General features: G+C 42.0%; 23 protein-coding genes and 1 pseudogene. 9 read left to right on the forward strand and 15 right to left on the reverse strand.

The annotated features are described in order from the left end of the window. Positions 1–325: 325 nt before the first annotated feature. The 4 genes and pseudogenes from B3J29_RS02070 to ftsY form a co-directional block, all read right to left on the reverse strand. Positions 326–991 (reverse strand): DUF2057 domain-containing protein, encoded by a 666-nt coding sequence (locus B3J29_RS02070; protein WP_004783689.1) that lies wholly within the window; start codon positions 989–991, stop codon positions 326–328. Positions 992–1,185: 194 nt separating this feature from the next. Further along, a complete protein-coding gene (locus B3J29_RS02075; protein ID WP_004783692.1) occupies positions 1,186–1,779 on the reverse strand; it encodes a nitroreductase family protein in 594 nt (197 codons plus the stop codon). 182 nt (positions 1,780–1,961) lie between these two features. Next, positions 1,962–2,610, reverse strand: a pseudogene (locus tag B3J29_RS02080) (nitroreductase family protein). Positions 2,611–2,832: 222 nt separating this feature from the next. After that, positions 2,833–3,936 (reverse strand): signal recognition particle-docking protein FtsY, encoded by a 1,104-nt coding sequence (gene ftsY / locus B3J29_RS02085; protein ID WP_004783696.1) that lies wholly within the window; start codon positions 3,934–3,936, stop codon positions 2,833–2,835. Between the two features lie 232 nt (positions 3,937–4,168). On the opposite strand from ftsY, the gene B3J29_RS02090 reads away from it, so the two are divergent. Beyond that, entirely contained in the window at positions 4,169–5,509 is a 1,341-nt protein-coding gene (locus B3J29_RS02090; RefSeq protein WP_376745102.1) for a M16 family metallopeptidase, read from the forward strand. Between the two features lie 11 nt (positions 5,510–5,520). Continuing rightward, on the forward strand, positions 5,521–7,098 hold the full coding sequence (locus B3J29_RS02095; protein ID WP_171064809.1) for a M16 family metallopeptidase: 1,578 nt from the start codon (positions 5,521–5,523) through the stop codon (positions 7,096–7,098). On the opposite strand, the gene B3J29_RS02100 is transcribed toward B3J29_RS02095, so the two are convergent. Together B3J29_RS02100 and B3J29_RS02105 are read right to left on the reverse strand one after the other, a co-directional pair. Further along, positions 7,022–7,345 (reverse strand): hypothetical protein, encoded by a 324-nt coding sequence (locus tag B3J29_RS02100; RefSeq protein ID WP_004783701.1) that lies wholly within the window; start codon positions 7,343–7,345, stop codon positions 7,022–7,024. The genes B3J29_RS02095 and B3J29_RS02100 overlap by 77 nt on opposite strands. Positions 7,346–7,449: 104 nt before the next feature. Beyond that, the gene (locus B3J29_RS02105; RefSeq protein WP_004783702.1) at positions 7,450–7,812 is read right to left on the reverse strand and encodes a hypothetical protein; all 363 of its coding nucleotides are present in this window, start codon (positions 7,810–7,812) and stop codon (positions 7,450–7,452) included. Positions 7,813–8,032: 220 nt separating this feature from the next. Here B3J29_RS02105 and B3J29_RS02110 point away from each other — a divergent pair, with 220 nt between their 5' ends. The 3 genes from B3J29_RS02110 to B3J29_RS02120 all read left to right on the forward strand — a co-directional run bounded on the left by B3J29_RS02110 (position 8,033) and on the right by B3J29_RS02120 (position 9,329). Next, positions 8,033–8,266, forward strand: coding sequence for a hypothetical protein (locus B3J29_RS02110; protein WP_034171084.1), 234 nt, complete (start codon positions 8,033–8,035; stop codon positions 8,264–8,266). Between the two features lie 156 nt (positions 8,267–8,422). Further along, positions 8,423–8,797, forward strand: a complete 375-nt coding sequence (locus B3J29_RS02115; RefSeq protein ID WP_034171083.1) for a DUF2750 domain-containing protein — start codon at positions 8,423–8,425, stop codon at positions 8,795–8,797. A 100-nt stretch (positions 8,798–8,897) separates the two neighbouring features. Beyond that, positions 8,898–9,329 (forward strand): CBS domain-containing protein, encoded by a 432-nt coding sequence (locus tag B3J29_RS02120; protein ID WP_004783708.1) that lies wholly within the window; start codon positions 8,898–8,900, stop codon positions 9,327–9,329. Positions 9,330–9,470: 141 nt separating this feature from the next. On the opposite strand, the gene trpB is transcribed toward B3J29_RS02120, so the two are convergent. The 9 genes from trpB to B3J29_RS02165 all read right to left on the reverse strand — a co-directional run bounded on the left by trpB (position 9,471) and on the right by B3J29_RS02165 (position 17,188). After that, positions 9,471–10,676 (reverse strand): tryptophan synthase subunit beta, encoded by a 1,206-nt coding sequence (trpB, locus tag B3J29_RS02125; RefSeq protein ID WP_004783709.1) that lies wholly within the window; start codon positions 10,674–10,676, stop codon positions 9,471–9,473. Between the two features lie 107 nt (positions 10,677–10,783). Further along, the gene (locus tag B3J29_RS02130; protein WP_004783711.1) at positions 10,784–11,971 is read right to left on the reverse strand and encodes a vWA domain-containing protein; all 1,188 of its coding nucleotides are present in this window, start codon (positions 11,969–11,971) and stop codon (positions 10,784–10,786) included. A 13-nt stretch (positions 11,972–11,984) separates the two neighbouring features. Further along, positions 11,985–12,836, reverse strand: a complete 852-nt coding sequence (locus tag B3J29_RS02135) for an AAA family ATPase (protein ID WP_004783712.1) — start codon at positions 12,834–12,836, stop codon at positions 11,985–11,987. Between the two features lie 21 nt (positions 12,837–12,857). Further along, positions 12,858–13,241, reverse strand: coding sequence for a hypothetical protein (locus B3J29_RS02140; protein ID WP_004783714.1), 384 nt, complete (start codon positions 13,239–13,241; stop codon positions 12,858–12,860). Between the two features lie 21 nt (positions 13,242–13,262). Then, on the reverse strand, positions 13,263–13,568 hold the full coding sequence (locus tag B3J29_RS02145) for a YcgL domain-containing protein (RefSeq protein ID WP_004783715.1): 306 nt from the start codon (positions 13,566–13,568) through the stop codon (positions 13,263–13,265). Positions 13,569–13,697: 129 nt separating this feature from the next. Beyond that, positions 13,698–14,840: a ribonuclease D gene (locus B3J29_RS02150; protein WP_005235921.1), complete on the reverse strand. Its 1,143-nt coding sequence runs from the start codon at positions 14,838–14,840 to the stop codon at positions 13,698–13,700. Positions 14,841–15,032: 192 nt separating this feature from the next. Further along, positions 15,033–15,629, reverse strand: coding sequence for a recombination mediator RecR (recR, locus tag B3J29_RS02155; RefSeq protein ID WP_004783720.1), 597 nt, complete (start codon positions 15,627–15,629; stop codon positions 15,033–15,035). Positions 15,630–15,642: 13 nt separating this feature from the next. Next, entirely contained in the window at positions 15,643–15,972 is a 330-nt protein-coding gene (locus B3J29_RS02160) for a YbaB/EbfC family nucleoid-associated protein (protein ID WP_004783723.1), read from the reverse strand. 28 nt (positions 15,973–16,000) lie between these two features. Beyond that, positions 16,001–17,188, reverse strand: coding sequence for an O-succinylhomoserine sulfhydrylase (locus B3J29_RS02165; RefSeq protein WP_005235924.1), 1,188 nt, complete (start codon positions 17,186–17,188; stop codon positions 16,001–16,003). A gap of 142 nt (positions 17,189–17,330) precedes the next feature. Here B3J29_RS02165 and B3J29_RS02170 point away from each other — a divergent pair, with 142 nt between their 5' ends. From B3J29_RS02170 to B3J29_RS02185, 4 genes are all read left to right on the forward strand, one after another. Then, positions 17,331–18,428, forward strand: coding sequence for an alpha/beta fold hydrolase (locus tag B3J29_RS02170; protein ID WP_004783728.1), 1,098 nt, complete (start codon positions 17,331–17,333; stop codon positions 18,426–18,428). A gap of 55 nt (positions 18,429–18,483) precedes the next feature. After that, positions 18,484–19,356, forward strand: coding sequence for an NAD(P)-dependent oxidoreductase (locus B3J29_RS02175; protein ID WP_004783729.1), 873 nt, complete (start codon positions 18,484–18,486; stop codon positions 19,354–19,356). An 83-nt stretch (positions 19,357–19,439) separates the two neighbouring features. Continuing rightward, a complete protein-coding gene (locus B3J29_RS02180) occupies positions 19,440–19,706 on the forward strand; it encodes a YARHG domain-containing protein (protein WP_004783731.1) in 267 nt (88 codons plus the stop codon). Positions 19,707–19,737: 31 nt separating this feature from the next. Then, positions 19,738–20,151: an HIT family protein gene (locus B3J29_RS02185; RefSeq protein ID WP_004783733.1), complete on the forward strand. Its 414-nt coding sequence runs from the start codon at positions 19,738–19,740 to the stop codon at positions 20,149–20,151. Positions 20,152–20,310: the final 159 nt, after the last annotated feature.

The following is a 20,310-nucleotide window of genomic DNA, read 5'->3' on the forward strand; positions in this document are numbered from 1 at the left end:
TTCATAATCTCTTAATGATCTTACTTAAAACCTCGTCAGTTTTAAGCTCCAACCCAACCACTTAACGTTTTGTTTCATGCATTGCGTTGGTGTGCTGCGTATTCTATACAGTTTCAGAACCAGTGCAAGAGCTTTTCTTAAAAATATTCAAAAAAGCGCATCGTACGTTTATTTTTTAATCTGAATTGCTATTTTTAGGAGTTTTAATGCTTTTTTCCAGTCATTTTTGGCCTAAAAGTTTAAGCAAATGTGAATTTCTACTGGTTTAGTTTTTATTAAAAGGGATGGTATGAGTACGATCCCTTTTAATATTGAACAATAAATTTTAATTTGCCTGCTCGCCAAGCCAATTCATAAATTTTTGTCGTTCAGCTTTAGATGCCTGTTTCCACAACTGAATTAATTGCTGATCAAGCTGACCAACTGATGCATTTTCCCGAACGTTTGCAGTAGCCACATTCGATGTGCTTGCAGTTTGAGTGTAGACCGCTGCCGGCTGATTTGTTGGAGTTACAACTTTATTCGTTGTCAAATCCACAGATTTTCCTAAAATACTTTGCCCTAGTAATGGTTTCGCTGCATCTTTTGCTCCTGCCTGCTGAACCAGAAGCTGATTTTTTGCATCATATAAACCAATAATTGGCTGATCTTTATATTTTTTCGCTTCATCAAAATTTTTAGGCGCGTTAATTAAACCCAATTTATAAGCTTCACCATCTTTAAGTTCTGGAGTTTTTACAGTTATTACGCCAGATTTTAAAATGTCATGAGAATTATCATTGTGCTGGAAAAATTCAGTATAACGGACACTAATCGCATTCGTACCCGCATCCAGTTTATAAGTTTGATCTGAGCGTAATAGACCTGAACGTACTTCCTGATCATTCACTGCAATCATCTTGATTTCTTCAGGTACGGTTAATGTCACGGCTGAAAAAGCTGATGTGCTGCCCAATAATGCAACTACAGCTGCTGTAATACGTAAATCCATGTCACTCACTCATTCTGGTTAATATATAAAATTTTCATTGCAATATGCCGTGTACAAATGACAATTCTATGACAAATGCTTTGCCTCTACAGCACTTTACTCAGCATTTATCAGACTATCTATCTTCTGATTTCTGCTATATCACACATAAAAAAGAAGTACTTAACAGTACTTCTTTCTCATCTCTAAATCGATTATGCAAAGGTCTTAAATCGTTCTGCATCATCCATAAAGGTTTTTTCACCTGGAGGGGCTTCGATTGAACCAAATACCAATTGAGCACGAAGCTTCCAGTTCGATGGAATACTGAAAGTTTGCGCCACTTCTTCATCAATGATCGGATTGTAGTGCTGTAGTGATGCACCAATATTATGTTCAGCCAAAGCTGTCCAGGTTGCAAACTGAGCGATACCGCTGGCATGCTCTGACCAGATCGGGAAATTATCTGCATATAGCGCAAATTTTTCTTGCATTCCTTTAATGACATTCTGGTCTTCATAAAACAGTGCAGTTCCATAACCTGCCGCAAAACCATCTATTTTGCTATTGGTAGCCTCAAAAGCATCTGCTGACACCAGGTCGCGTAAAGTTTCACGCACAATATGCCAGAAAGTATCATGTGATTGACCAAACAAAATCACTACGCGTGAAGATTGCGAGTTAAAAGATGATGGACTATGTTTCACCGCCTCTTTAATGATGTGCTCAATTTCTGCCTGATCCAGGCTGACATTTTTCCCAATGGCATAAATACTACGGCGTTTTTTAATATGATCTAGAAATGCCATGATCTCACCTCGTTCTATTCTGATTATTAAAAACCGATAAGATCATCCTAAGCATTTTCACTGCCTAAAACAGTCTTATTTTGATAACAATGTGTTTTATTTATAGAACATTCTCAGAGATGTTAAGGTTGATCCTTTGTATCAATCACCTTAGCGCATGCTAATTTCAAAAATCGCCGGTCTTAGCTAAATACCTGGAAGCTGTCTGAATTTACAAACTCAATTTTATCTTCTATTGCTTCTTCAATTGAACCGAAACAGAGCTGAGCACGTAGCAACCAGCTTTCATCAATTTTAAAATGCTTAGCTACAGGGTGATTGATCTATGCATTATAATGTTGCAAAGAAGCCCCTCAGACCGGAATCAGCCAGCGCAGTCCACGCAGCAAACTGTACCATGCCGGAAGTCTGCTCTGACCACAGTGGAAAATCATCGGCACTAAATGGAATCTTTTTCTGTAATTGCTGAATAGCATTCTGATCTTCATAGAATAAAATCGTGCCATAGGCATTTTCACATTGATCCAGTTTGATTCTAATCCCTTCATAGACCGATGCCGGCACATGCTGGCGTTGAACATCTTTCACAATGCTCCAGAATTGATGATGTGAATCGGCAAATAACACGATAATGCGTGCACTTTGTGAATTATAGGCTGAAGAACAGCTATGCACTGCTTCCTGAATCAGCTCGGTCAGATAAGCCTGACTATAATGCACACGCTTACCTAGCTGATAAGTCCCACGGAACTTTTTTAATTTCTCAACAAAAGTGAATTCTAAATGTTCAATTGCTTTACTGTTTTTAGGAAATTTAAAATCCTTAGTCAGGTCAGTTGTTAATACCTACCCAATTTTATTGAGTAATGCCATTTTCTACCCTCTACATATAGCCTGAACTTCAATCACCAGGCAAATCCCATACAATTATAATGGGTTTATTCAGGTAGGCAGGATTTGCTGTTTTTTTCATGCTGCTTTTTAGAACATTTAAGCCCTTTAAAACAACAAACTCCGCATTTAGCGGAGTGTATGTGATGCAAGTCGCATTAATTATTTTTCAGTTTCAAACAATGCCGCAACGAATGATTTTGCTGAGAATGGACGTAAGTCATCAATTTTCTCACCTACACCGATAAAGCGAATCGGTACATGCGTACGGCTGGCAATATTAAACAGCACGCCACCTTTGGCGGTACCATCCAGCTTGGTAATGGTTAAACCCGTTAAACCTACTGCTTCATCAAACATTTCAACTTGATTAATGGCATTCTGCCCTGTACCGGCATCCACCACCAGCATCACTTCATGTGGCGCAGTCGCATCAATCTTCTGCATGACACGTTTAACTTTGGTCAATTCCTGCATCAGGTGACCTTTGTTATGCAAACGGCCTGCAGTATCCGCAATTAAAACATCCACACCTTTGGCACGCGCACTTTCGAAAGCATCAAAAATGACTGAAGCGGAGTCAGCACCATGACCTTGTGCTACTACGGCGATATTGTTGCGTTCACCCCAGATCTGTAACTGCTCAGTTGCAGCAGCACGGAAAGTATCACCCGCAGCCAGCATGACTTTTTTACCTTCGCCTTGCAGACGTTTTGCCAGTTTACCAATGGTCGTGGTTTTACCTACACCATTTACACCCACCACCAGAATCACATACGGATTTTTGTTTGGATCGATCTGCAGTGGTTTTACACGCGGAGCCAGCAGAGCCACCAGTTCTTCCTGAAGCGCTTTATACAGCGAGTGAGAATAAATTAGGTCACCACGTGCGGTACGTTCAGTCAAATTGGCAATAATCGTTTTAGTCGCATCAACACCGATGTCTGCAACCAAAAGCTGTTCTTCAACTTCTTCTAATAATTCATCGTCAATTTCTTTGCCACCAATCAGGATATTGACCATCCCATCGGCAAGATTTTTACGGGTTTTGGTTAAACCCTCTTTCATACGGCTAAAGAAACCGCCTTTTGTAGCAGGTTCTTCTTCCTGAGCTTCCGTCGCCACAGGTGCAGAAACTTCAGCAGTTGCGCTTGGTGTTTCTAAAATCGGCACATTAACCGCAGGTAAACTCGGTAATGTGACATCATCATCTCCGATATCAGCATCAATCAAAAATTTGTTTTGCCCATTAGATTGCTGTTGCATACCGAATCCTTGAAAAGCATTGCGTTAAAAAATTGAATTCTAGCATAACTTGCAGTGTTTTGAGCGGGAAATCCAATCCATGAATAAACAACCAAAAAATAACAGTGTTTGGTTGCTTTCAATACAAGATTTCTGAAAAATAATCCTAAATACAAATATCTATTCATTGGAAGACTTTGTGTCCATATCTTTTTTTGCTATCTCCTCCTTATCCAGAATCATCAAACAGCGGATTTCTCCAGTCGCAGCACTCATCCTGAGTTTTGGTTTTAGCCCCGTACATGCCGCAACCCAGAGTGAATTATCCCGCACCACCATCGAAACCTATTTAGGTAATGGCTTAAAAGTCATTATCCGGGAAGATCATCGCTCTCCGATGGTGATGACACAGATCTGGTATAAAGTCGGCAGTAGTGATGAGTCCGGCAATATTCTCGGTGTCTCTCATGCTTTGGAACATATGATGTTTAAAGGCACGAACAAAGTTCCCAATGATGAATTTACCCGCCTGAGCCGGATTTATGGCGGCAGTATTAATGCCGCAACATTTACCAATTATACGAACTATTATCAGCTCTATCCTAAAGCCTATTTTCCGATGGCGCTTGAACTCGAATCTGACCGCATGAACAACCTCTTGTTACGCCAGCAAGATTTTGATCCGGAAATTAAAGTGGTAATGGAAGAACGGCGTCAGCGTACTGATGATAATCCGCGTGCCCAGGCATTTGAACGATTTAGATGGATCAGTTATCCCACCAGTCACTATCGTCAGCCCGTGATTGGTCACATGAAAACGCTTAATAATATTCAGCTGAGTGATGTTAAAAAATGGTATCGAGACTGGTATAGCCCGAATAATGCCATTCTGGTGATTGTCGGTGATTTAGCTGTGCAAGAAGCTCTCGTTCAGGTACAGAAATATTTCGGTGATATTCCGGCGCGTCCCACACCCTCACGTAATGATGTACTCGAGTTTGAGCGCTTAGGCTATCGTCATATGGAAATTGAGAGCAATGTTCAGGTGCCTAATCTGTATATGACCTGGAATGTGAAATCTCTAGCTACCGCCAAGAATCCTCAAGATGCCTACGCCCTAACCATTATCCGCAGCCTGCTAGATAGCGGAATTTCTTCTCGTTTGCAGGATCGTCTGGTCCGCGACCGCAAAGTGCTTACTTCTGTAAGTGTGTCTTATGATCCTTATAACCGTGGAGATAGCCTGTTTGGTATTTCCGCACTTCCGGCTCCAGGTGTAAATCTGACAGAAGCACAAACAGCCATCCAGAAAGAAATTGATTTACTAAAAACTGAAACTATTTCTGAGTATGAACTGGCACGGATCAGCACACGCTTTATTTCAAATCTGATTTATAGTCAGGACAGTCTAAGCGGACAGGCCAAAATGATTGGAAACCTTGAAGTAAACGGATTGAGTTACCGCCTGATGGATGAACTGCCTCAGCATTATGACAGTGTCCGTGCAGAGGACATTCAGCGGGTTGCTAATGCCTATTTTGTCCGTGAAAATTTAAGTACGCTCTACCTTTTGCCTGAACAGAAAGATCAATAATGGTTATTACAATGTCTAAAGTTCGCTCTCTTATCCTTTTAACCAGCTTAAGCCTCAGTTCAAACCTTTGGGCAGAAAATTATTTAGATACCCAACCTGATTTGAATGATAATCCCAGTCAGTTACAAGCGATCCCTCTCCTGCAAAGCTTAAAAAACATTAATCAAAAGCAGACATTTCAGGCACCTTTTATCCATGACCTGAATAATCGTTACAAAGTTCGCACTCTATTTGTTGAAACCCGAGATCTGCCGATGGTCGATATTCAACTGACCTTTAATGCCGGATCAGCACGAGATCAGGAAATTGCTAAAGGTCTATTTGGTTTATCCAGCACAGCAGCCAAACTGATGCGCGAAGGAACAGATAAATATACGGCTGCACAGGTGGCTTCAGTCTTTGATGTCACAGGCGCACAATTTAGCGTGCAGGCTTATCGCGATATGTTTGTCGTTCGCCTTAGAACTTTATCAGATCCCAAAAAAATGGAACCTGCTTTGGCCATGATGATGGATGTTCTCAAAAATGCCACATTCAAGCCTTCGAGTATTCAGTTAGCACTCAGTAATACTCAAGTAGGACAAAAACAGCTTCAGGAAAATCCAAGTAAACTGATGGATATCCGGTTTTATCGGGCATTGTATGGCCAGCATCCTTATGCCGAACCCATTACCGGTACCATTGGCAGTACCAAAAAAATTACGGCTGATTTACTGAAAAAATTCCGCGACCAGTTTCTGGTAGCACAAAACATGAATATTGCCATTACCGGCAAACTCAGTTCTAAACAGGCACTGGAACTTTCTGAACGAATTGCAGGCAATTTGCCTCAAGGACAGAAAGCTGTTGCATTAGCTGAACCTGAAGAAAAATCGGGTTTTGATATCGTGCATTTGCCTTATAACTCATCCCAAGCGCATGTGACCTTCGGCCACTTAGGACCAAACCGTTTTACTGAAGATCGGCTTGCTCTGGAAGTGGCCAATCGCATGTTTGGTGGTGGCGGATTTAATGCAGTATTGATGCAGGAATTAAGAATAAAACGCGGCTATACCTATGGTGCTTATAGTACATTTAGCTTTAGTCAGGCACCTGGTATATTTAGCTTCCGTTATTCGACTAGACAAGATCAGTTACTGGATAGCATTCAGGTCGCACATCAGGCTTTTATCAACTTTGTAAATCAGCCGATTGATACTAAGCGCCTGGAAGAAACCAAGGCCGGGATGTTAAGAGCATTTCCAAATAATTACAGCAGCAATGCCACAATCAATGCCCAGTTAGGCACAATGGGCTTTTATGCAGAGCAAGCCGACTATCTTTCACGCTATCCAGAACGTTTAGCCAAAATTACCGCTGCAGATGTGCAAAATGCCGTACGCAAACATCTGCATCCAGAACGTTTAACACTGGTCGTGGTGAGTCAAGAATTGGATAAAGAAGCATTAAAACTACGATTGGAACAGAACCTGTTAGATCCTTCTACACCACTACCTAATATGATTTCAATACCTAAGGCATATCCACAGAAACCGGCGGAAGCTGACGAGTCCGTAGAGATTCCTGCTGATACGCCTGCATCAATTTAAGATATTGACCGCGATGGATGCGTTGCTGTTGCAGCAAAGTCTGAGCCATATCCTGGGTTTGAGGTAAGCTCTGCTGTTCTGCAAGTTCCTGAAGTAAATTAAATTGGGAAGTCGTCAGTGGACGATAAATGGCAAATGTAGCCAGACATAAAATTAATGCCACAATAAAAATAACAACCGCATTATAAATTTGTTCAAGCTTAATTTTATTCAGAAAATCGCTTAATTTTTTGCTATCTATAGCCATACACTACCTCAAGTTGAAGCTAGTGTATGGCTGGGTCCCATGAAGTTCAAGTCAAAGATTGAATGACCAGTATAAATATACATTTTGATATGACTATAAATCGGTTAGGATTTCAACAATTCGTACACACTCCAGGCAATGACCATTGCCACCAGACCTAAAACCAGCAAAATTGCAAACTTGCTTAAGCCGGCTTCGGCTTCAGGTGGATGCAGTCGATCCTCATCTGCAATTCGGACCAATTCATCATTATAGTGACTATAAAACTCTGCACGCTGGGTTTCGTCCAGAGCGCGGGTAAAATCATAAACTTCTTTACGTTGAGCCAGACTGTAATCACCTAGATGGGTATATTTGTCATAAATTGCCTCATCTAGTTTTTTACGGTGTACATGCGCCAATTCTGTAATCTGACTGGCTGTTGGGGGTATATCAAAACTGAGCCCTTCAAGAGTTCTTTGCATCATATTGTTCTCCTTTTCTTTTGTTCTATTGTTAAAATCTATACCAACCAAACTTCCAATTGTGTATAGTTTGATCGTACAAACTATAAATTAAGTAAACAGGAAAGCTGATATAGTTGACTTTTCCATTATTTTGTAATATTAGTTTAATAATACTAAGTTATATTTGTATTTAGACTTAAAAGTCTATCCGAAATCATAATTAAAATTAAGGAGTTTTTATATTATGCAGAATATCTCTCAACATGATTTGGAACATCTGTATGCAGATGCAGTGAATACCATTCAATCGCAAATGAACTTTGTCGATGCAGTAAAACAATTAGAAGATGCAGCGCGCGCCGGTCACGGTAAAGCAGCACTCTTTTTAGCTGAACTGTATTATCAGGGTTTTCGTGTAGAACGAGATTCACTCAAAGCACAATACTGGCAGAACATGGCCACCATGCAAGCTTGAAGAAACGTCACCTCGGTGACGTTTTTTTATGCCATTCTTTCGAAATACTGCAATTAAGACATAATTTATTACGATTGCTTGCAAAGCTGAAACAGTAATTTCACTGGAACTTTCTAGAATAGAGCTGAACTCTAATAGCACTTTATTTTAACGACAATGCGAAAAATTATTCAATACGACCCGATATGTAAAAACTTTCTTTTGAGGCTCACCATCCTCAAATCCATGATGTATTGTGGCGTTTTGTGGGGCGTCTATCATCAGGGTTGGGCGATGATGCGCGATCAGGAAGATTATATTTTTCCATTCTGGCTTAATTCTCTGGATGCCAAAAATTATGCCAAGGAACATTGGCCAGGTTATGTACCACGTAGAATCAACCCCGAAGATTTTGAAAACAACTTATTACCTACACTGTCCCGATTAGCCGTGACACCTACTTTATGTAGCGGTAATGGCACTAAACTAAAATTATCAATTCCACAGATGCGCCACCTGTTTTTTTCACAACAAAGACTGCACTTCGCCTAAAAACATGTTATTTATAAAGACATAAAATAGACACCTAGAGATGTTCAGTTGGATACATACTCTAGGACTAATAACAATTAGATAAAAAGGACTCAATAGAATGACCAACGTAGCACAAGTGCTCGGTGATAAAGTACATCAGGCAGTTTATACCATCCGTCCAGACTCTACAGTTTTAGAAGCAATTACCCTGATGGCAGAAAAAGGAATTGGGGCGCTGGTCGTTACCCACGAAGACAGTGTGGTCGGCATTTTGTCAGAGCGTGATTACACCCGTAAAATCGCATTGATGCAAAGAACCTCTTTTGATACCACAGTCAATGAAATTATGACACCTAAAGTCATAACCGTGACTTCTGCAACTTCTGTTGAAGACTGCTTAGCATTAATGACTGACCGCCATTTACGTCACTTACCTGTAGTTGAAAATGACAAACTGATTGGTCTGATTTCGATTGGTGACTTGGTCAAAGCTGCAATGGAAGATCAACGTAAACTGATTGATCAGTTACAACAATATATTTCAGGCTAAAATTCTTTCTTATTTCAATACGTGAATTAAATTCCAAAATGTCATTACAAACAAATAACAATGCAATATCAAAACCAGATCAGATATAAAAAATCCCAGTCTTAAGACTGGGATTTTTTTTGATTATGACTATAAATCAAATTAAAGACCGAGTTTCTCTGCGACATAATCAGAGTCTTTATCACCACGACCTGAAAGATTCACTACAATCTTAGTCTCTTTAGGCAGTTTACCCGCTTCACGAATTGCCCAAGCCACTGCATGTGAACTTTCTAATGCTGGCACAATTCCCTCAACGCGTGACAGGGTCATAAAGGCATCCAGACACTCCTGATCTGTTGCCGTAGTGTATTCCACACGACCCAGATCTTTAAGCAGGCTGTGCTGTGGCCCTACGCCTGGATAATCCAGGCCAGAAGCAATCGAATGCACAGGTAAAGGTTCACCCTGCTCATCTTCAAGCACATAGCAGGCCATACCATGCAACTGGCTTGGTTTACCCAAAGTCAGCGTTGCGGAATGCTTATCAGTATTTAGGCCATGACCAGCAGGTTCTACCCCTACCAGTTTCACTTCTGGATCATTCAGGAATGCCGTGAATGCACCCATGGCATTTGAACCACCACCCACACATGCCACCACATAGTCTGGGTTTGCACCGAAGCGTTCATTGGTTTGAACCTTGATTTCATCGCCAATAATGGACTGGAAATCACGCACCATCATTGGGAATGGATGCGGTCCTACCACCGAACCAATCGCATAGATATAGTTTTTCGGATCTTTCAAGTATTCTTCAAAAGCACTGTCGACTGCATCTTTAAGGGTTGCTGTACCACGAGTCACAGAAATCAGCTTAGCACCCAAGATTTTCATCTTAACGACATTTGGATGTTCTTTTTCGATATCCACTTGGCCCATATGAATTTCACATGGAATACCCACCAAGGCACATGCAGTGGCTAATGCCACACCATGCTGACCTGCACCGGTTTCTGCAATGACTTTGGTTTTACCCATATATTTCGCCAGCAGTGCTTCACCCAGGCAGTGATTGATTTTATGTGCACCGGTATGATTCAGGTCTTCACGCTTCAGATAAATCTGTGCCCCACCTAACTGGTCAGAAAGGCGTTTAGCATGAAACAAAGGACTAGGACGGCCGACATAATTGGCAAACAGGTCTTTTAATTCATTCTGGAATTCTTCAGTTTGACGGATTTCCTGATAGGCAACATTGATGTCATCCATGGCCTGTTTTAGCTCTGGTGGAATGAACTGACCACCATATTGACCAAAGAAACCCTCTTCGTTGGGCAACGCAATACCATTAATTTGATGAGCCATAATAATTCCTGAATATTGGAATAAGGTATAACAAGTGACTTTATACTAGAATAATTCGTTTTAAAGCACTAATAACTATAGATAAAGTCACTTATAGATAAATGGAATCAACGCGCCAGATATTTGGTCATATCCTCAATACCTTTTAAGGTCATTGGAAACATATGATCTTCAAAGATTTGCTTAATCAGGCCAATAGTATGCGTGTAATGCCAGTATTTTTCTTCTTCAGGATTGAGCCAGGCGGTTTTATCAAAATGTTGACGTAGACGCTGTAACCAGACCTGTCCTGCCTCATCATTCATATATTCGACCGAACCACCGACGGAGTTCAACTCATAGGGTGCCATGCTGGCATCACCCACTACAATCACCCGGTAATCCCGTCCATAGGTATTGAACAGATCCCAGGTATTCATGCGCGAGCTGGAACGACGGACATTATCTTTCCAGACATAGTCGTACAGACAGTTATGGAAATAGAAATATTCCAGAGTCTTAAATTCGGTCTTGGCTGCGCTAAACAGTTTTTCACACTGAGCGATATGCGCATCCATCGATCCGCCGATATCAAACAGCATTAAAACTTTAATGCGGTTACGTCGCTCTGGTACCAGCTGAACATCCAGAATCCCCTGTTTGGCGGTTTCACGAATAGTGCTATCAATATCCAGCTCTTCAGCCGCACCCTGACGGGCGAACTTACGCAAACGGCGCAGTGCCATCTGCATCTGACGACTACCAAGAATCTGATCATCATCCAGATTACGGTATTGACGCTGTTCCCAGACTTTGACGGCGGAACGTTTACGCCCCGGCCCGCCAATGCGCACACCTTCAGGATGATCACCATAGGCACCAAATGGCGATGTGCCACCAGTACCAATCATCTTATTCCCGCCCTGATGTTTTTTATGCTGTTCACGCAAGCGCTCTTCCAGCATTTTCATCAGTTCTTCCAGCGACCCGGCTTTTTTCAGTTCTTCACGCTGTTCAGGAGTCAAGTGCTTCTCGATAAGTTCCAGATCAAACCAGTCTTTGGGCAGTTTATGTACCTGATTCAGCAATTCATCCAGATCAAAGGTCGCGATACCATCAAAGTAGTCTTTCATGGCAAGATCGAATTTGTCGAAGTAGCGCTCGTCTTTGACCATCACAGTTTTAGCAAGCTGATAGAACTCGTCCTGATCAGCAAAAACCACGCCTGCCGCCACCGCCTGATTCAGATCAATCAGCTCACGGGTGGAAACTGGTACGCCATATTTTCTGAGGGTATAAAACAATCGCACAAACATGCGTGTTTCTCCCTTAGCGACGCGACATAAAGGCTAGACGTTCAAGCAGCTGTACATCCTGCTCATTTTTGATCAGCGCGCCGTACAAAGGCGGGATCGCTTTGGACTTGTCGTTATTTCTTAAAATGTCTTCCGGCATATCATCTGCCATGAGTAGGCTTAGCCAGTCGATCAGTTCTGAAGTTGAAGGTGGTTTTTTCAAGCCTGGAATCTGGCGTAACTTGAAGAAAACTTGCAAAGCTTCATTCACCAGTGTTGCCGAAATATTCTCAAAATGTACATCGATAATTTCACGCATGGTCGCTTCATCCGGAAACTCGATATAGTGGAAGAAACAACGGCGCAAGAATGCATCTGGAAGTTCTTTCTCGTTATTTGAAGTGATGATGACAATCGGACGCTGGGTCGCAGTAATGGTTTCACCCGTTTCATAAACGAAGAAAGACATCTTGTCGAGTTCATGCAACAAGTCATTTGGGAACTCGATGTCTGCTTTATCAATCTCATCAATCAGCAATACACAGCGTTCTTCACTGGTAAACGCTTCCCAGAGTTTACCCGGCTTGATGTAGTTCTTGATGTCATAGACACGATCATCACCTAACTGGCTGTCACGCAAGCGTGATACCGCATCATATTCATACAGGCCCTGCTGTGCCTTGGTCGTTGACTTGATATGCCAGGTAATCAGCTTCAGTCCCAGACTTTGTGCCACCTGTTCAGCCAACAGGGTTTTACCTGTACCCGGCTCACCTTTGACCAGCAAGGGTTTTTGCAAACTACGCGCAGCTTTCACAGCCAGTTTTAAACTGTCAGTGGCAATGTACTGATCCGTACCTGAGAATTGTTGAATATCAGCAGACATGATTGAACCTTATTTTTCTATTTACAGCGGTGAACTTTTCTTGTTTGACCCAAGACCCGTTTTACTGGATGCATAGGTCGACCAGCAATAGCCAATCACAGACCCGATACCAATGACAAATAAAATAAGTGACGCATTAATCCAAACGAGTTCATATTCCTTGGTCAGAATACCAAATAGCAGCCCGAAAATAGCAGGTGCAACTGAAGCATTACTGCCTTCAGAAACGGTTGGAGTCAACAGCACGGCAAAGGCCAATAGCCATAAAAAACCGCCCATTGCCTTTGGTATGCGCTTGGTCACGCCATACCAGCAGCCTAACGCAATCAGACTGCCCAGCAGATACACTGCAAACGCAATACTCTGGTCAGGAATTGAGTCCAATACAGCTACAAAACCATTCATTTCACAACTCCTGAACTGAGCTTAAGCTCCACGAAGACCTTCTGGTGCTGGCGCATTCGGGTTAATTAAACCTTCTGGAGGCATTTGCAGGAAGAAACCACGGGTAGAAATTGAATCCATCACATGTAAAACATTAGCACGTGCTAGTTTACGCGATTCACTCAGTTCAAGATGCATGACAAAAGTCGCACGACCAAACGCAACACGTACCGGTTCAGCCAATACCTCTAGTGGTTCAAATGTTTCGGCTTCGTTCTCATCTGCAGGACGCGCCACATAAAGATACATTTCATCTTTTTTGCTAGATTTGTAGATAGACACTTGCATGTTTCAAACGACTTTTCTGAAAAAACAATCGCAAGGATACATCAAAAAAACGACAGAAACATTAGCCGCTTCAAATGCATCAGTCGTGATTTTGTATAATTGCTTTATCTTTAATCAATCCAGTAAAAATCACTCAACTACTTTCATCTGGGTCGACAGATAAGACTCATCCTGATGCAATACCTTAATTAGTGGCAGAGTTAATAACTCATAGCGCCAGCCGAGCAAGTAGTTTGGCAGATCCTGTTCATCCTTATGACATACTACATGCTGATATAAGGCATTCAGCCATTTCTTGCGCATCAGCACTTCTTTAGGTACAGAGATTTCATTGGATATATTCTGGATCATTGTTTCGACCTTCTCGCCAATCTCTCTGGATGAATGGCGGATTGGGCGTGCCAGACGCAGTGGCCAGTCGGCCTGATCAGGCAGGAATTTCAACAGATCAAGAATAGTCTTGCCATGTTCACGGACAATATTGGCCCGGATGTCTTTCATCTGACTGAGCTGGAAATTATTGCGCGGGAATTTCTCTACCAGATCAATCATGGTCGAGTTTTTCAGAATGAAGCTGCGTGGCTGATTCAGCGCCTTGGCAATCTGCTCACGCCATACAGCCAGTTGTTGTAACTGCATTAATTGACGGCGTGAATGACGATAATTACCGACATCCTGATAAAGCAAGGCAGTCGGTGTTTCTTCACCAATTTCATGGGTCAAAAAACGGCAATCTTCAAGAGCGAAATCGAGCAGATACTTGCTTTCCAGATCCTGTTTGACTTTATCCGACAGTTGCACCAGATAATGCACATCATTGGCTGCATACAGCAACTGCTCAGAGCTTAAAGGACGTGCCAGCCAGTTAGAGCGAGTCTGATCTTTTTCAATATCGACATCCAGCATCTGTTTCAAGGCATTCTGATAGCTGACCTGCAAACCATGTCCGAGGAAAGACATACCGACCTGTGTATCAAAGACATTGCTCAGAGCTTTTTTCTGGGTGTAATGGTAAATCAGGTCAATGTCTTCACTGCAGGCATGGAAAATATTCTGTTGAGCATTAAAAATCTTGTTCAGAAATTCACTCAGATCCAGTGTTGTTCCATCCAGCAAATAGACATTGTTATTGACATTGATTTGAAAAACACCAAGTTTTGGCCACAAGGTGTCTACCTTAATGAATTCTGTATCCAGGCCATAGACCGGATTTTGATCCATAAGGTTCAGGACATGATTTAAGTCGTGCTGATGTTGAATAAATTGAAACATAAAGACTGAGTCTAAAATTAGATGCTCGATGAAGCTATATTACCCGATATATAGAATTTTTATATAAAAATGTGACAACCAAATCATACTTTTTGTTCCATATTTTTTTCGAATATAGCTTATCTAGTAAACATTTTATATTTTTACTAATATATTTTTTATATTATATGTTAAGAGAATATAATTAATATTTCACTTAATTCGCATCCGGTTATGCACTGCCTGACTCAAAGTATGACTATCGACATACTCCAGTTCTCCACCTTGAGGCACCCCTTGAGCGATACGCGTCATTTGCACTGGTAAATGCTTACTGGCTTCAACCAGATAATGTGCGGTTGCCTGTCCTTCGACAGTCGCATTGGTGGCCAGAATTACTTCCTTGATCTGTCCCTGACTTAAGCGTTGCAGTAAATACGGAATACCGATTTCTTCAGGCCCGATTCCATCTAGAGGTGACAGATGACCACCCAGAACATGATATTTACCACGGAAACTGCCGCTTTGCTCAATTGCCATGACATCTGCCGGTGACTCCACTACACAAAGCAGTTCATCATCACGCTCAACTGAGGTACAGATATTACAGACTTCATCTTCCGTCAATGAATGGCAGATCGAGCATTCATGAATGTGATCGGTTGCTTCAGTCAAGGCATGTGCCAGACCAATCGCCCCTTCACGATTTTTCATGATTAAATGCAAAGCCATACGCTGGGCCGATTTCGGCCCAACGCTTGGCAAAATGCGTAATGCTTGAACCAGTTGATCAAAACGATCACTAAACATTGCGCATACTTCCTTAGAATAAACCAGCCAGACCAGGTGGTAAGCCCATACCTGAGTTTGCAGATTTCATTTTCTCTTCAGAGATCACTTCTGCTTGACGCGCTGCATCATTCATCGCTGCTGCAATCAGATCTTCGATCATATCTGGATCGTCCTGTAACAGTTCAGGATTAATTTCGATACGTTTCACCACATTGCGGCAAGTCATGGTGACTTTCACCAGACCGCCACCAGCCTCAGCATGCACTTCAGTTTGCGCAAGCTCTTCTTTGGCTTTTTTCATGTTGTTTTCGACTTCTTTTTGCATGCGCTGTGCTTGCTGCATCAACATATTAATGTTCATAAAGATCTCCGAACATATATTTATAAAATTAGATTAGATCTAAACCGCGTGTAATGTCGCGAATAATATCATCAATCTCTTCCAAACCAACAGAAACGCGAATTAAACCTTCACGAATACCCGCTGCTGCTTTGGCTTCTGGAGACAATTTACCATGCGTGGTTGTTGCCGGATGAGTAATCGTTGATTTCACATCACCCAGGTTACCGGTGATTGAAATGAACTGGGTATTGTCAATTACTTTCCAGGCACCTTCACGACCGCCTTTAACTTCGAAAGATACGATACCACCGAAACCGGTTTGTTGTTTTGCTGCCAGTTCATGACCAACATGTTCAGGTAAACCTGCATAGTAAACTTTTTCTACTTTCGGATGTGCATTTAAGAATTCTGCCAGTTTTTGTGCATTGGCAGAATGCTCACGCATACGTAAACGTAAAGTTTCTAGACCTTTCAGGAATACCCAAGCATTGAACGGGCTCATAGAAGGACCAGTGGTACGTACATAACCGAAGATTTCTTCAAGCAGTTTGTGGTTACCTACCACAGCGCCACCGAGTGCACGGCCTTGGCCATCCAGATATTTAGTCGCAGAATATACGACTAAGTCTGCACCAAATTTGAGTGGTTGTTGTAACACTGGTGTACAGAAGCTATTGTCAATCGCGAGCAATGCATCATTGGCATGTGCAATATCTGCCAGAGCCTGAATATCCGCGACTTCAGCCAGTGGGTTTGACGGAGATTCAACAAAGAGTAATTTGGTTTCTGGCTTGATGGCATTTTTCCATGCATCCAGATCAGTCAGATCGACAAACTCAACTGCGACACCAAATTTAGCCACGTATTTTTCAAATAAAGAGACTGTTGAACCAAATACGGCGCGTGAACAAATGACATGATCACCTGCTTTCAGGTAAGCCATCGCCACCGCCATAATCGCAGCCATACCAGAGCTGGTCGCAACAGCGCGTTCTGCGCCTTCTAAAGCAGCCAGACGCTTTTCAAACATGGCAACAGTTGGATTGGTAAAGCGAGAGTAAATATTACCCGGCTCTTGGCCTGAAAATTTTGCTGCAGCTTCAGCCGCATTTTCATAAACAAATGACGATGTTAGAAAAATCGGTTCACCATGCTCACCCTCAAAGCTACGGGTGTGACCAGTACGGATGGCTAAAGTTTCTAATTGATAGTTAAAATCGTCTTGCTGGCTCATCACTTTACTTCAGCCCAAAGGCTGCCTTTTGTAAAAAATTGCCATCATTTTGAGCGTCTAAGCTATTTCAGGTCAAGGCATAATAAGCAATTATTGCTTAGACTTCGACCAATTCTCCTTTATATACGGATAAATTATTTACATGATTCAGTTAAAACAAAATATTCAACGCCAGAAGAAAAAATTAAAACACCTGAATGCCCGGTTATTTAACTCGTCTTCTCTGATTCTTTCGCAAAAAACGCCATTTGAATATATTGCTGCGACTGAGTTCTGCAAAATTCGCTATTATGCAGCGCCTGAAAAGAAGTACCATGAGCCCTTAGTCTTTGTTGCCCCTCTTGCGATCAATATGGATATTTATGATCTGTATCCTTACCGTTCACTGGTCAAGCATTTTCAGCATAGCGGTTTTGATGTCTATTTAATGGAATGGAAACGTTTCCGCTATAAACACCGTCACTTGAATTTTCTGTCTTTTATTGATGGCGCGATTCCTCAGGCTATTGAACGGATCTGCTCGCATTCAGGCAGTCAGTTTATTTCCCTGCATGGCTGGAGTATGGCCGGAATTTTTGTCACGCTTTATACAGCGCTGCATTCCCCTGAACATGTTAAAAACCTGATCGTGCTGGGCAGCCCGATTGACAGTTATGCCTCTGGTCGGGTTGGCAAGCTGTTTAGCACCACCAATAAGCTCATTTCCAAAAATAAAAACCTGCAACAGGCGATTCACCAAGGATTGATTCCCAAGGAATATATTCATTCGCCCGGTATCATCAATGCACTGGGATTTAAGCTGCTTGATCCGATTGGCTGGTTTAAAAGCCAGAAGCAGTTTTTGATGAACTTGGAAAATGTTGAAGATGTCTATGAACATGCCACTATGGGTAATTTCCTGAACAAGATGATTGATTATCCGGGTGGAATCAATCAGGACATGGTGCTGCATTTATGGCTGCAAAACCCTTTAAAAAATGGCTCGATGACTTTAAATGGCCGGACAATTAACCTAAAAAATATTAACTGTTCCTTACTGGTCGGGGCTGGGCAAACTGATCAGATTGTTACGGAACAGTCAGCTAAACCTTTGATGGAATTGACAAGTAGTACCGATAAGACGTTTACTCTTATCCCGGGTGGTCATCTTGGGCTGATGTCCAATCAGAAAACAGCCAATACATTCTGGCCGAAATTGACCACCTGGCTAGCACAACGCTCAACCCGGATAGATGCTTAATTCCGGAAGAGCCGGCATTTTTCAGGTATTTATTATTTTATTCAGAGGGTATGACATGATTCAGTCAGTGGCATTTATTGGTTTAGGCGCAATGGGTTATCGCATGGCAGCGCATTTACCCAAGCATTTTGAGACAGTCTATGTCTGGAACCGTACTTTCGCCAAAGCTGAAGAACATGCTGTTGAATATGGCACCCAAGCTGTCGCTTTAGAACAGGCAGTTCAGGCAGATATTATTTTTTCCTGCCTGCCGACCAGTGCCGATGTTGAAGCATTAGTCCAAGGCCTCAGCCTTAAAGCTGGCAGTATCTGGGTAGACTGTACCAGTGGTGTTCCTGACGCTGCCCGACACCTAGAAGAAGCACTGACTGAACAGGGTGTGATTTTCCTGGATGCACCTGTGAGTGGCCAGACCATTGGTGCGGAAAATGGCACATTGACTGTGATGGTCGGTGGTAATGCAGAAGGCTTTGAAAAAGCCCTGCCAGCGATGCAGGCTTTTGGCAAATTAATTAAGCATGTGGGTACATCAGGTGCTGGCTTTGCGGTAAAAGCGGTAAATAATATGTTACTGGCTGTAAACCTGTGTGCGGCAGCAGAAGGCTTTACCACGCTGAAAGCACACGGGGTTGATCTGAATGAAGCACTGGATTGTATCAATGCATCAAGCGGCAAAAGCAATGTGACTGAAACCGTTTTACGACAGCGTATTTTGAACCGTAGCTTTCCTGTTACCTTTGCCCTGCCTCTCTTGGCCAAAGATACCGGCATTGCACTTGATCTTGCGCGCGATGCTAAACTGGCAGTGCCACTTCTTGCTTTGGGTCAAAGTCTGATGCAAGCTGCTAGCAATCTGTCGGATAAAAATAGTGACTTTTCCAGTGCTGTAAAAATGTATGAATCATGGAGTAATATTACCATTGAGTAATATCTCGCCATTGAATAATAATAAACAAACCTAATATTGTGACTATAGACTAGCCACATGCAGTGATACCTGAGGAAACTCTTATGAATAAGTTATTTGTTGTAGCACTCGTCGGTTCTGCAACTTTGTTTGGGGCTTCAACATCGGTTCTTGCATCTGAACAGGAATGCAAAAAATTGAAAAATGACCATGATGTCATTTATGCATCAAAAGGTTTCTGTTTCAAGGATCCTGAAGCAAAAGCAAAGTTTAATGACAATTGCTACACAACCAAGCCAAAATTTTCAGAAAAAGAGCAGCAACGTCTTGACGCGATCAAAGAACGTCAGAAAGAATTGAATTGTAAATAATACAATTCAATTCTGCTCAAGGAATGCACTTATGACTTACGATGACCAAAATATTTTTGCACGAATTCTGCGTGGTGAACTTCCAGCAATTAAAGTGTATGAAGATGACCAAGTTCTTGCATTTATGGACATCATGCCACAGGCCGATGGTCATACTCTGGTCATTCCTAAAACACCCGCAATTACCTTGCTTGACCTGGATCCTGAAATTGCAGCCTATACCATTCAGGTGGTGCAAAAAATTGCCAAAGCGATTGAAAAAGGTTTAGGTGTAGATGGCATTGTACTGATGCAGCTCTCCGGCGCTACGGCGGGTCAGACTGTTCCGCATGTCCATTTCCATCTGGTACCTACTTCTTTGCACAACCTTGGCAAACATGCTGCACAAATGGGCGATCAGGAAAAAATCAAGCAACTGGCAGAGAAAATTAAAGCTGCCCTGTAAGCTATTCTTAATATTTAAAAATGGAGCTTTGGCTCCATTTTTTATGTTTGATGTATTTCACCTTGAATTAAGTCACTAAAATATTAATAAAAGTCACCTAGCCTATTTTTAGGTTTTACAGCAAACACCGAGCCTAGTTGTATTTGTATCAATCCTGCT

The sequence above is a fragment of the Acinetobacter sp. UBA5984 genome (genome assembly GCF_002429925.1).
GTDB classification, from domain to species: domain Bacteria; phylum Pseudomonadota; class Gammaproteobacteria; order Pseudomonadales; family Moraxellaceae; genus Acinetobacter; species Acinetobacter variabilis.

Bases quoted from the DNA above. Each gene is read 5' to 3' on its own strand.
- B3J29_RS02135 (WP_004783712.1), bottom strand. From the start codon at position 12,836: ATGTCTGCTGATATTCAACAATTCTCAGGTACGGATCAGTACATTGCC.
- B3J29_RS02160 (WP_004783723.1), bottom strand. From the start codon at position 15,972: ATGAACATTAATATGTTGATGCAGCAAGCACAGCGCATGCAAAAAGAA.
- B3J29_RS02075 (WP_004783692.1), bottom strand. From the start codon at position 1,779: ATGGCATTTCTAGATCATATTAAAAAACGCCGTAGTATTTATGCCATT.
- B3J29_RS02170 (WP_004783728.1), top strand. From the start codon at position 17,331: ATGATTCAGTTAAAACAAAATATTCAACGCCAGAAGAAAAAATTAAAA.
- B3J29_RS02070 (WP_004783689.1), bottom strand. From the start codon at position 991: ATGGATTTACGTATTACAGCAGCTGTAGTTGCATTATTGGGCAGCACA.
- B3J29_RS02185 (WP_004783733.1), top strand. From the start codon at position 19,738: ATGACTTACGATGACCAAAATATTTTTGCACGAATTCTGCGTGGTGAA.
- ftsY (WP_004783696.1), bottom strand. From the start codon at position 3,936: ATGCAACAGCAATCTAATGGGCAAAACAAATTTTTGATTGATGCTGAT.
- trpB (WP_004783709.1), bottom strand. From the start codon at position 10,676: ATGGCTCATCAAATTAATGGTATTGCGTTGCCCAACGAAGAGGGTTTC.
- B3J29_RS02180 (WP_004783731.1), top strand. From the start codon at position 19,440: ATGAATAAGTTATTTGTTGTAGCACTCGTCGGTTCTGCAACTTTGTTT.
- B3J29_RS02165 (WP_005235924.1), bottom strand. From the start codon at position 17,188: ATGAGCCAGCAAGACGATTTTAACTATCAATTAGAAACTTTAGCCATC.
- B3J29_RS02115 (WP_034171083.1), top strand. From the start codon at position 8,423: ATGCGAAAAATTATTCAATACGACCCGATATGTAAAAACTTTCTTTTG.
- B3J29_RS02145 (WP_004783715.1), bottom strand. From the start codon at position 13,568: ATGCAAGTGTCTATCTACAAATCTAGCAAAAAAGATGAAATGTATCTT.
- B3J29_RS02140 (WP_004783714.1), bottom strand. From the start codon at position 13,241: ATGAATGGTTTTGTAGCTGTATTGGACTCAATTCCTGACCAGAGTATT.
- recR (WP_004783720.1), bottom strand. From the start codon at position 15,629: ATGTTTAGTGATCGTTTTGATCAACTGGTTCAAGCATTACGCATTTTG.
- B3J29_RS02120 (WP_004783708.1), top strand. From the start codon at position 8,898: ATGACCAACGTAGCACAAGTGCTCGGTGATAAAGTACATCAGGCAGTT.
- B3J29_RS02095 (WP_171064809.1), top strand. From the start codon at position 5,521: ATGTCTAAAGTTCGCTCTCTTATCCTTTTAACCAGCTTAAGCCTCAGT.
- B3J29_RS02130 (WP_004783711.1), bottom strand. From the start codon at position 11,971: ATGTTTGTGCGATTGTTTTATACCCTCAGAAAATATGGCGTACCAGTT.
- B3J29_RS02100 (WP_004783701.1), bottom strand. From the start codon at position 7,345: ATGGCTATAGATAGCAAAAAATTAAGCGATTTTCTGAATAAAATTAAG.
- B3J29_RS02150 (WP_005235921.1), bottom strand. From the start codon at position 14,840: ATGTTTCAATTTATTCAACATCAGCACGACTTAAATCATGTCCTGAAC.
- B3J29_RS02105 (WP_004783702.1), bottom strand. From the start codon at position 7,812: ATGATGCAAAGAACTCTTGAAGGGCTCAGTTTTGATATACCCCCAACA.
- B3J29_RS02175 (WP_004783729.1), top strand. From the start codon at position 18,484: ATGATTCAGTCAGTGGCATTTATTGGTTTAGGCGCAATGGGTTATCGC.